Raw genomic sequence first — 10,780 nt, 5'->3', positions numbered from 1 at the left:
TCACTTCGTTTCATTGAAACCTAATTTGAAACCGCTCTTTATTAAGAGAAATTTCTAATTGGATTATCATCAACGAGTGCCCACACAGATTGATAGGTCTATATTGTTAAAGAGCTTGCTTATCGAGAAGTTTTTCTCTCAAAGCGGAGGTGCATTCTAGCGAGATAATTGAGAGTGTCAAACACTTTTTTTCAACTAATTTTTCGTAGAAGCTTTTTACCTCTCCGACCCTGCTGAAGCCTTGTGGCGTCTGCCGTGTCGATGGATGCGCATTATAGGGAGAAGATTTTCTTTGGCAATACTAAAAATGCATTTTTTCTAAAAAAACATGCCAAATGGATACTTTCCATCCAACCTTAAAATTACCCAGAAATAACACTCAGGATTTCTACAATTTACCCACAAAAAGCTGTGGATAACTACTCATCACTATCGAAGAAATAAGAAATGCGTGAACGTGGATTAAGGTATTCTTTGATTTTCTCCGGCAGTTTAGACGGATGAATCGCATTAACTATCTTTATGTCCTTTGATGCAAGGTCAATGATTGGCGCTTGAGTTCTTGGAACTGCTGGGTCATAGACCAGTACATTTGGAAATAGTAAGTGGGACGCATTAACAGAGATAACCAATCCCACCATATTATTGGAGAGCTGAACCACTGTTCCCGGTGGGAACACCCCCATAAACTTAATAAGGATGTTGAGGTTCTCTTCTTTATATAAGTGTTTGCAATTCTTATAGAGGTGGGAAAGCGCCGTATATGGAATTTTTTGTTCAGCAGCAATCGAGGTGTGACATAAATTATCAAAAGCATTCGCAACGATAATCACTTGAGCGAGTTCATCAATCTCATCTCCCTTCAAACCTTCAGGATAGCCGGAACCATCACGCAATTCATGATGTTGCGCTATCACTGTTTTTGCACTGTCAGGAAAGTCTTCAATTTGATTAGCCATATCCAAGCCATACTTAGTATGTAGCTTTAGATAATTGCTTTCTGGTTCAGTGAGTGGAACTTGCTTCCTTAATATAGCGGTTGGAATTTTGATTTTGCCCATATCATGGAACAAAGCAGCAAAAGAAAGCGCTTTAAGTTGCTCCGCTGAATACCCCTTCGCACGTCCAATCATCATCGCGATTACCGCAACATTAAGGGAGTGGAAGTAGATATCTTCAAACTCGTTTTTACCGTTCATTAAGTGCAGTGTCACATTGTCATCACACATTAACTTATCAACGATGTCATCGATCAGTTGTTGTGCCTCCCCTACTGCATCGACAGGGCGGTTGCGAATTTTGGTCATCACTGAACGCATTCTCGCAAGTGAACGCTCAAACTCTTTTTCACATTGAATGACACGGCGTCGATACGCGCTTAACTTTTCTATGCGTTTTTGCTTTTCTTTCCAAAGCTTTTGCGCTTCAAGATCTAATGTATTGTCTTGCGTTACTTCGACCTGAGGTTGATTTGCAGGTAAAGGAGACGCATCGCTTTGCTCGGGATTGAAATAAACGAACTTCACACCAAGATGACGAATCATCTCAACTTGTTCTTGGTCTTTGATTTTGAAGCTATTGAGTAGGAATGGGTGATCATTCCACTTTAGCGGAAGACGGATATGTAACCCGGGCTGAATACGATCCACTGTAAGTTTAATTGCTGCCACTTTTCCACTACTGATTCGGTTTTCCTGATAAGCCTATAATAGTAGTCAATTTTGTAAATGAATTCATCAATAAGGAGGATGTATCAAGCACCTCTGTGCATGTCGTCAACAAAGTTGCACTAACCAGGTCGATAAGAAAGGGAAACTAAGTAATTATTCGGTCGGCTTTGCGCAGCTTTAATTGCGCTTCAAATTCGGGTTGAGTCATCAATGGTTGCTCTTTTATTAAGCCTATCAACGTTTGCACCGCTACTCTGGCCATATCACTGATCGGGAAATGTACCGCTGACACAGTTGGGTACAAACTTTCACACAAATCCACACTGTCGAAGCTCACCAATGAGATTTGCTTCGGTACGGAGATACGATGCTCATGAAGAAACTGCATGGCACCCACGGTCATTTCTTCACTGCATGAGAACACTGCGGTCAAATCGGGATGCCTTCTATAAAGAGCAGCCATTGCATCGTACCCACTTTGACGACCGTAGTTTCCTTCTTCACACCAACTCTCATCGATGTCTATACCCGCCGTTTTCACTGCATCAATATAACCTCGCTTTCTCAACAAACTGTTTTGGCGTTGAGAGGGACCAGCGATGCAAACTATTTTTTGATGGCCACCAGCGATTAAATGCTCAACAGCAATTCGGCTCGCGTGATGATGGTTAAAGGTCACACAGCGTTCTTCAATGCCCTCGACATACCGATCGAGCAGTACAAATGGTGTTGGTAGTTTGGCAAGTTCTCTCAAATCATCATCAGAAAGATAACGACTATGGAGCACATAACCATCACAGCGCAAATCATTAAAACGCTGAATTGCCTCTCGCTCCCCTTCCGCTGAATGATGTCCTTGTGCCGTGATGAGGAACTTCTTGTGCATATCCAACTCAGTCTGCACTTGTTCCATCATTTCACCAAAGAACCCACCCGTGTAGTACGTCACCAAAAGGCCAACCATATTACTAGAAGAGGTCGCGAGTGAACGCGCGATTGCACTAGGGCGATAGTTGAGCTCTGCCATCGCAGCTTCGACTTTCTTTCTCGTTTCTTCTCGGAACTTCCCTTCTCCGTTAATGATACGAGAAACCGTTGAGCGATTTACTCCTGCGAGTTCGGCTACATCTTTAATCCTTGCCATAATGCTGCTTAATCCAACTTCCTGTTTTGTTAATCATGACTTAGCGAAAAGTGGCTGCCAGCAAATCGTAAGGTGTATAGGGGGCGATGCTGACAGCCTTAATCATACACTGGCGACTTCACTTGAAGAAACGAGAGCAGAGTAATCCGTGATTGCCATACCATGCTGAGCAAGTTCTTGTTTAAAAACGGGAGAAGTCAGGACTTGAAGTTCCACCTCTCTTTGTTGGGCGTAGCTACTTTTCGACAATAGAGATTGGTCCGCTTCCGCCGGGTGACACATCACTTCAACTACGTCATATTGAGCTTTCAAACTCAATAAATGCTTCATAATACCTTCCAAACTAACCCCTTGATCATAGAACTCAGCAGTAAAGTAATACTTCACACTGTTCTCTATGTGGCACAAACCGCTACCACGCAAAGGTACTTTGTATTTCTGAGCAACCTTTCGAATCACCGGAAGCAGTTGTGGATGTGTATGCGCATGGTGGTGACTATCTAAATGACTTAGTGGTAGACCCAATTTAAGAAATGCTTCCACCTGGGCCACCGCTTCTTGATAGACCACCTCTTCTTCGAAATCTTGTATCTTCCATAGCTCATCGTAACTAACAAACTGAGTTTGACCACGAGTAAGATTTGGATGTCCCGTTAAAGGAATACCGGTAGTAAAACGAAGGTGCACACCAACGTTCAAATTTGGGTTCTGCTTTGCTAATTCAATCGCGTGCCGCTCTGCATCCATTCCCACCATCATTGTTGTAGACTGAACCACACCCTGTTGATGGGCTTTGATAATTCCCTTGTTCACACCCGGAGTTAAACCGAAATCATCTGCGTTAAAGATCACTTTCATTGGTGCGGTTCCTTACTTTACAAAGTCGTCAATTTGAATTGAGGCAGATACGTGGCGTTTACTTCTAATATCTCATCCAAAATGGACTTAGCCCGTCCGATATCAGGAACAAGTGGATTATTGGTTAACGCCATTAACGCTTTTTCGTAGCTTCCTTCCACTGCTGCTTCAATAGCGAGTTGTTCATAAGCTTTGACCTGATGAAGTAGTCCTTTGATATTGCTAGACAGCTCACCAACTGCCAGCGGCTTCGCTCCCCAACTGCCGATCACTGCACTGCATTCAATCACCGCGCTATCCGGTAAGCCATTGATAGCACCATTGTTTAGCACGTTCACTACATGAATACTGTTACGATTGTTGTAAATTGCATCCACGAGATTCAACGACGCGTCAGAATAGTAAGCGCCTCCTCGCTCTTCCAATTCCTTTGGCTTGTGGTCTAAATTAGGATCTTGGTAAAGCTTAAATAATGCGCTTTCTGTTTCCATCACCTGCTCAGCACGTGTCCCTTGCTCTCCTGCACTCTGCTTTTCTTCCGCTAGCATCGCATCTGTTTGATAGAAATAACGATGATACGGACAAGGTATGGCTCCAAGCGCTTTAAGAAACGCAGGATCCCACGGCTCTTCCCATATATTTTTCATGCTGAAGTTGGCACCATCCCCAACTTTTTCCAGAACGGTTTGCGTAACGTCTTCTCCTTTCAACCAAGCCTTGAGCACCCAAACAAGATGGTTTAAACCAGCAAACTCAAGCTGAAGCTCTTTTGGCTCGCAATCCATCATTTCGGCAATCATCATCTCCATAGATACAGGAACGTTGCACAAACCTATACTTTTTACGTTGGAGTATTTACTGACCGCTTCTGATACCAAACCTGCAGGGTTAGTAAAGTTCAACATCCACGCGTGTGGAGAAAGTTCTTCAATGTCCTTACAGATATCGAGAATAACAGGAATAGTGCGCAGCGCTTTTGCAAAACCTCCGGGCCCCGTGGTTTCCTGACCGATAACGTCATACTTGATTGGAATTCGCTCATCATTCGCTCGTGCCGTTAGTCCGCCAACGCGAAATTGAGTCATTACAAAATCTGCATCTTTTATCGCTTCACGACGATCAAAGCCGGCTTTGATTTCAATATCAGCTCCTGCTTTATCAATCATCCGTTGTGCCAAGCCTTTGATGATCTCTAATTTCTCCGCACCTGATTCAATATCGACAAAGTGCATCTGTTTTACAGGCAAGAACTCCAAACGCTTAATTACCCCCTCAACAAGCTCTGGGGTATAACTGCTTCCACCACCTATAATGGCGAGTTTGATTGCATTTCTTGGCATCGTACCGTCCTTATCTCGCTGCTAACTGCTTGTTCAACGCAACGATTTCCACTGCCATTTCTTGCGCTAAGATGGTTGTCATTAAGTGGTCTTGTGCGTGTACCATAACAAGAGTCATTGGCACTTTGCCCTCCCCCTGATCTTCTTCAATCAATTGGGTTTGAATCAGATGCGCTTTGTTAATGCACTCTTTTGCTTGAGAAAGCTTTTCCTCTGCGGCGGTAAAATCTTTCTCTCTCGATAGACGCAACGCTTCGTAGCTCAAACTCCTGGCTTCACCTGCATTACAGATAATTTCCATTACGACTAGTTCTTGTTCCATTTCTTCTCTCCGGAAATGAAGGCTGCCAAGCGACAGCCAAATCATGATTAAGCTGTCACGCCCTCGCCTGATGGCTGTTCAGCGTCTTTACTTTCTTTGCTCGTAGGTAACTCTTGTTCCATAACCTGCTTTTCAAACATCTTGAAGAACGGCAGATAAATGAAGAGATCAAGAATCAGAAGCCCAATCACCAACAGCACAGGTGAGAATGTCCAACCGCTCCCCCACGAGGCACCAATTAACGCCGGAGTCGTCCATGGCGTGGTCGCAACCCCCATACCAACAAAGCCGAGTTGTACTGCAAAGTAAGCAATGGTTGCGTTAACGATTGGTGCAAACACAAATGGAATGAATAGAATTGGGTTCATTACGACTGGACTACCAAAAATCACAGGTTCATTAATTTGGAAAAAACCAGGTACCGCACTCATGCGACCAATACTCTTAAGGTGAGCAGAGCGGCTAAATGACATCAACATAACAAGGGCAAGCGTTGCGCCCGAACCACCAATAAAGATGTAGAAATCCCAGAATGGTTGAGTGAATACGTTTGGAATTGGTTGACCCGCGACAAACGCATCAATGTTGGCACTGATGTTGGTTAGGAAGATTGGAGACAATAAACCAACCACAATTGCGGCACCATGAATACCAGCAAACCAAAGTAGTTGACACACAAGCAATGCACCGATGATTGCTGGTAAGGTGTTGGAAGCACTGATCAATGGCTTAAACATCGCCATCACTGCATCAGGGATCAACATGTCATATTGAGTTTGAACAAAGATACTTAATGGGTACAGTGTTAGAAATACAGCCAGTACCGGAAGAAGAACTTCGAAAGAACGAGCAATCGCAGGTGGTACTTGTTCTGGCATGCGGATAGTAATGTTGTGTTTTTTCATGAAGCGGTATAGCTCAACAGCAAAGAAGGCGCACATTACCGCTGTAAAGATCCCGGTCCCCCCCATATGTTTCATAGCAAGCGCTCCGTCTTTTGCAGGTGCAGCTACCAGCAAAAAACACATCAAAGACAATACGGCGCTGGTGATACCGTCCATCTTGTACGCTTTCGCCAAACTATAGGCGACGCCAAGCGAGACAAATATGGTCATGATGCCCATCGACATATTGAAGGGCATCATAATGGTATCGAAATGCGTGGTCGCAAAATCCAACCAAATTCGTCCTAGTGCAAACGTCGTGTCTTCAGCAAATGGTGGGAAAGCAAAAATTAAGATAAAACTACCAACAATAATAAACGGCATTGCCACAATAAATCCGTCTCTCATTGCTCTGACATGAGGCTGATTACCTACTTTCGCTGCAATTGGGGCTATATGTTTTTCGACTATTCCTATAATCGCATCATAGAGCTTCATAGAATCCATCCTTATTTTCAGACAAAAGAATCCCACACCAAATATTGATATTTAGTGGCAACTCTTATTTCTATTTAAAATTATTGAATTAGTTAATAAGTTCTAAAGCTTGCTGGAGTACTTCTTCTCCTTTCATCATCCCGTAGGCTTGTGGAGAGATTGCATCAATATTCTTACCATGTTCCTGTGCTGTTTTGCGCAACTCCTCTAACTGAAATCGCACTTGCGGACCTAACAGACAGACATCGTACTCTTTAATTGCCTCATCAAACGCATTAACTGACAGTGCATCAATCTTACACTCAAGCCCTTGCTTTTCAGCAGCTTGTTCCATTTTCTTCACTAGCATACTGGTCGACATTCCAGCACTGCAGCATAAGAGGATCTTTTTCATAGCCTTGCTCCCATTGTGTAAATTTCGAACTACAAAAACTGTAGCAAAAATAACCAACACAAAAAAGCGCAACCGGTTGCATTGAATATGAACAAGATCTCACTTTCAATATAAAACAAAGGAGTAATTACATAAAAATAGGAATTAGACAGGAAAAGACAAAGCTAAGTATATATTTACAATTTTCATATTTATTCAATTAAAACATTAAATTAAAAACAAGAAATTTATTATCAACCTCGCTATTTAGAAGCATAAAAACCATGATAATAATCATTTGAATTTCATGTCATTAACTATTTAATCCTCTTAGTAACCTAAAACATCACAACCGTCATTGACAGATTTCTCGACACAGCTCTTATACATTGCCATCAACTAAATAAACCATTGAGACTGCTGACGTGAGCACATTAATTGAGCAATTATTTCAAGAATTAGTTACAGACCTAGGCATCGACACACTCCAGCCCAACGAAGACGGGCATTGTACTTTGATGGTTGATGAAACTCTTTTACTAGACATCGAGTTGGACCCTAAACGTGAACGGCTGATCCTGACATCGCTAGTAGGACCATTAAGTTCCCAACAAGGCATAAAACAATTATCAAGCTTAATGCAGTTCAATAAAGCCTTATATAAAGAACTCAATATGTCTCTAAGCCTTGAAACTCACACAGCGAGTATCGTTTTGACATACAGCGTGGATGCTGGTCTTTGTACTGTGTTTGACCTAGAAAGCGCACTGTCGTGTTTCATCAGTCAAACAGAGAAATGCCGTCATTTGCTAGAGAGTACCCAAGAGGACTCGCCCCCTAAAAATAGCATGCTCAATACTGCTATCTGCGTTTAATTTTCCTCAAGAATTTATAGAGATACCGATATGGCTATACAACTACAACAGTTTCTTAGTGTTGCTAAAAATAACACTGTGGTTGCCAATCAAAACAATCAAGGAGAGGTCACTTTAAAAAGTGGTCGTTTTGAAGGCAAAACGCTTTCTCCTTTTGCAAAGCACACTCAAACTCAATCCAATCTTAACCTTCAAACCATGGGGCTCTTTCTCAACTCATTACAGAAAGAGTACGGAAGTGATATCACCTCACATCTAGCTTCTAAGTTAGATATTACCTCCGGTAGTAAGCCGTTAAGCGGAAAAGTCATCCAGACCATTGTTGGTGAGGCGAATGCCATCAGCAAGGCCATGACCGCTTTCAATGCCCAAGCCGTTCATGATTTTATTGCCTCTCCAAATGGCGCTCAAAAATTACTTGCTAACAACGACCACGGGCAATGGTTGGCTCCAAATAATGCAGCAGGAAAACAATTTGAAGGTTTGCTTCACGAGGCATGCGACAAACAACATCATCAATTGACTCAACGAGAAATTGCTGAGATCGCCCAAACCGTTGTTGATGACATACATCGTCTTCCACAAGGTATTCAAGAAGACTTCAACCAAGTAGCGGATGCATTCAATCAGAAAGATCATTATCAAGTACTTCACAACCTCGATAATTGTGCGCAAAAGATCATGCTACGCGCGCAATTTGACTTAGCTGATGTCGATAAGCAAAAGCTTGGCGCTGACGACAAGAGTGGTTACCAGCAACGTATCGTGTCTGAATTAACGCAAGACTTATCTCAGACTCAAGCCAGCGATTTACTCAACTCTATTCTTAATCATCCAACCAGCAAAGAACTGGTCCAATTGCTCAACTCTCCAGGATTCAAAATGCAAGTAATGGATGACCTAGAGCAAGCCGATATTCCACATGAAGAGCAGTTGTTAACACTGACTAAACTGTGTCGAACTGAAACACTGCTTGATGCACTAATTACAGAGTTAGATAAACGCGCACATGTTAGTGACAAAGCATCGCAACGTTTAAATGATTGGGTAAGTTACTATGGACAGGGTATTGGTGCTGGTGAGATTTCAGCATCAGATCCTGAGTTTGCTTCTGCCTTTTTAACGATGCAAGCCAATGACAACCACTTAAATCTTGACGATTGTGGGCTTACTCAAGAGCCTGTTGCTGCGCAAACCAAACAATATGTCACGCTGACTAACCCCACAGCCGTCACCAATGCACTCAAAGAAATCGCCGCAAAAGTGGATGAAAAACGCAGTGAGCAGTTTGAGAAAGACTTTGATCGTGCAACTTATCTAGTTGATGGTGCACAAATCAGTCGCAATGAAGATTCAACATTAGATGACATCAGTAAAATGCCGACAGGCGTAAGCTACTTTGCTAACCAAGAGTTGTTTGCAAGCGTCCTTATCTCTTTAATGAATGAACAAGGCATCACGCCAATAGGCGACCCAACATCCACGTTCAATTTGTACAATAAAGAAGATGGCACAATGGAACTTCATGCCCAATTGGACATGCAACTTAAAATGATGATTGGTTTAAACGAAGAGCCATTAGATCCGGATAAAAGCTCGCTGCATCTTGAGGTCAATCTAACGATAGCAGCGCACAATAGCCAAATTGATGCCAAGTTAAATGGACCAATTAACGTCGACTATCGAGCCGCTCCTCTTTAATCCCGCGTAATAAGATTCCAACAAATAACCAAGCCTCGATAGTGTCGAGGCTCTGTCTTGGAATATGGCACCGGTGGGCGGAGTTGATTGGACAGGCACGCCTGCCGCCACGCTGGATTTGAATTCACAAACCTCAGATACAACAAAGCCCCGACTTTCGTCGAGGCTCTGTCTTGGAATATGGTACCGGTGGGCGGACTTGAACCGCCACGCCCGAAGGCAACGGATTTTGAATCCGTCGTGTATACCAATTTCACCACACCGGCATCTCTGGGCTATTGCCCTTTGATGGTTGGCATTATACGTAAGCTTTTGACCTGCGCAAGCAGAAAAACCTTAAATAACTATCGTTTGCTGATAATTTCGCCACAAAGTGTGACAAAGAAGATCTCATCTTAGCTCAGTCTGCCGTTTTGCTTCGTTGTAATACCACCATTCAGTCCTATAAACGGTTAACGGTAATATCCGAAACGTAACCATTACCGATATTTGATAGCGCACCATGAATCATCCGCGCTGCATCACCTGCGCTCATAAAACTACTAGTGTCTAAAGACTTACCACTCGTCTCCCAAAACTCAGTCGCCATACCTCCAGGATACACTGCGATAATTTTCATTGGTTTGCCTTTTAATTCCATACGAACGGATTCAATCAAACCTTTGACAGCCCACTTCACCGCACAGTAGGTCGATTCTTGTGCCTTAGGCTGTTGTGCCGCTGTCGACATCACCATCACAACATTTACCGGCTGATCTTGATAACGCTTTACCAACTCTCTTAAGACATGAATTGCTGAAGTGAGATTGTTTTCAATCAGCTTTTGAATCTCTTGTGGGTCTTGCTCGGCTAACAAACCAAAATAACCACTTCCCGCACAATGAATCAGAGTTGAAGGCACTTGAGGCAACTCATCAAACAACTTCTCGACTTGAGATGCGTCGATAAGATCGCAACTTCTTACCTTAGCTTTACTCGAGAGGTGTTGAGCAAGCGTATTTAACTTCTTTTCGCTGCGACCAGTTAACAGTGTTTCTTCGCCTTGAGCATCATACAACTTAGCTAACTGCGCACCTAAGCCACTGCTCGCGCCTGTAATTACGATCATCTTGTAC

10 protein-coding genes and 1 tRNA gene are annotated in these 10,780 nt (G+C 43.0%); 2 read left to right on the top strand and 9 right to left on the bottom strand.

The annotated features are described in order from the left end of the window. Positions 1-419: 419 nt before the first annotated feature. From NL647_RS24760 to NL647_RS24730, 7 genes are all read right to left on the bottom strand, one after another. Positions 420-1,670 (bottom strand): HD-GYP domain-containing protein, encoded by a 1,251-nt coding sequence (locus tag NL647_RS24760; RefSeq protein ID WP_009698789.1) that lies wholly within the window; start codon positions 1,668-1,670, stop codon positions 420-422. A 145-nt stretch (positions 1,671-1,815) separates the two neighbouring features. After that, complete coding sequence (locus NL647_RS24755; protein ID WP_009698790.1) at positions 1,816-2,814, bottom strand: LacI family DNA-binding transcriptional regulator; 999 nt, start codon at positions 2,812-2,814, stop codon at positions 1,816-1,818. Between the two features lie 102 nt (positions 2,815-2,916). Next, a complete protein-coding gene (chbG, locus tag NL647_RS24750) occupies positions 2,917-3,672 on the bottom strand; it encodes a chitin disaccharide deacetylase (protein WP_239214755.1) in 756 nt (251 codons plus the stop codon). Between the two features lie 17 nt (positions 3,673-3,689). Beyond that, positions 3,690-5,012, bottom strand: a complete 1,323-nt coding sequence (locus tag NL647_RS24745; protein WP_253650763.1) for a 6-phospho-beta-glucosidase — start codon at positions 5,010-5,012, stop codon at positions 3,690-3,692. A 10-nt stretch (positions 5,013-5,022) separates the two neighbouring features. Beyond that, positions 5,023-5,334 (bottom strand): PTS lactose/cellobiose transporter subunit IIA, encoded by a 312-nt coding sequence (locus tag NL647_RS24740; RefSeq protein ID WP_005448800.1) that lies wholly within the window; start codon positions 5,332-5,334, stop codon positions 5,023-5,025. Positions 5,335-5,381: 47 nt separating this feature from the next. Further along, entirely contained in the window at positions 5,382-6,716 is a 1,335-nt protein-coding gene (locus tag NL647_RS24735) for a PTS sugar transporter subunit IIC (RefSeq protein ID WP_029790579.1), read from the bottom strand. An 88-nt stretch (positions 6,717-6,804) separates the two neighbouring features. Next, on the bottom strand, positions 6,805-7,110 hold the full coding sequence (locus NL647_RS24730; protein ID WP_005448803.1) for a PTS sugar transporter subunit IIB: 306 nt from the start codon (positions 7,108-7,110) through the stop codon (positions 6,805-6,807). A 404-nt stretch (positions 7,111-7,514) separates the two neighbouring features. On the opposite strand from NL647_RS24730, the gene NL647_RS24725 reads away from it, so the two are divergent. Next, complete coding sequence (locus NL647_RS24725; RefSeq protein ID WP_005448805.1) at positions 7,515-7,964, top strand: type III secretion system chaperone; 450 nt, start codon at positions 7,515-7,517, stop codon at positions 7,962-7,964. Positions 7,965-7,994: 30 nt separating this feature from the next. Then, complete coding sequence (locus NL647_RS24720; RefSeq protein ID WP_253650762.1) at positions 7,995-9,665, top strand: hypothetical protein; 1,671 nt, start codon at positions 7,995-7,997, stop codon at positions 9,663-9,665. A gap of 181 nt (positions 9,666-9,846) precedes the next feature. Here NL647_RS24720 and NL647_RS24715 read toward each other — a convergent pair. Further along, positions 9,847-9,931, bottom strand: a tRNA-Leu gene (locus NL647_RS24715). A 176-nt stretch (positions 9,932-10,107) separates the two neighbouring features. Continuing rightward, a complete protein-coding gene (locus tag NL647_RS24710) occupies positions 10,108-10,773 on the bottom strand; it encodes an SDR family NAD(P)-dependent oxidoreductase (protein WP_009703097.1) in 666 nt (221 codons plus the stop codon). Between the last annotated feature and the right edge of the window lie 7 nt (positions 10,774-10,780).

It is taken from the genome of Vibrio sp. Y29_XK_CS5 (genome assembly GCF_024181835.1).
GTDB classification, from domain to species: domain Bacteria; phylum Pseudomonadota; class Gammaproteobacteria; order Enterobacterales; family Vibrionaceae; genus Vibrio; species Vibrio harveyi.
Note: the sequence above shows the minus strand (reverse complement) of the source record. Positions and strands in the feature narration are given on the sequence as shown.

Bases quoted from the DNA above. Each gene is read 5' to 3' on its own strand.
- NL647_RS24730 (WP_005448803.1), bottom strand. From the start codon at position 7,110: ATGAAAAAGATCCTCTTATGCTGCAGTGCTGGAATGTCGACCAGTATG.
- NL647_RS24720 (WP_253650762.1), top strand. From the start codon at position 7,995: ATGGCTATACAACTACAACAGTTTCTTAGTGTTGCTAAAAATAACACT.
- NL647_RS24710 (WP_009703097.1), bottom strand. From the start codon at position 10,773: ATGATCGTAATTACAGGCGCGAGCAGTGGCTTAGGTGCGCAGTTAGCT.
- chbG (WP_239214755.1), bottom strand. From the start codon at position 3,672: ATGAAAGTGATCTTTAACGCAGATGATTTCGGTTTAACTCCGGGTGTG.
- NL647_RS24755 (WP_009698790.1), bottom strand. From the start codon at position 2,814: ATGGCAAGGATTAAAGATGTAGCCGAACTCGCAGGAGTAAATCGCTCA.
- NL647_RS24745 (WP_253650763.1), bottom strand. From the start codon at position 5,012: ATGCCAAGAAATGCAATCAAACTCGCCATTATAGGTGGTGGAAGCAGT.
- NL647_RS24740 (WP_005448800.1), bottom strand. From the start codon at position 5,334: ATGGAACAAGAACTAGTCGTAATGGAAATTATCTGTAATGCAGGTGAA.
- NL647_RS24735 (WP_029790579.1), bottom strand. From the start codon at position 6,716: ATGAAGCTCTATGATGCGATTATAGGAATAGTCGAAAAACATATAGCC.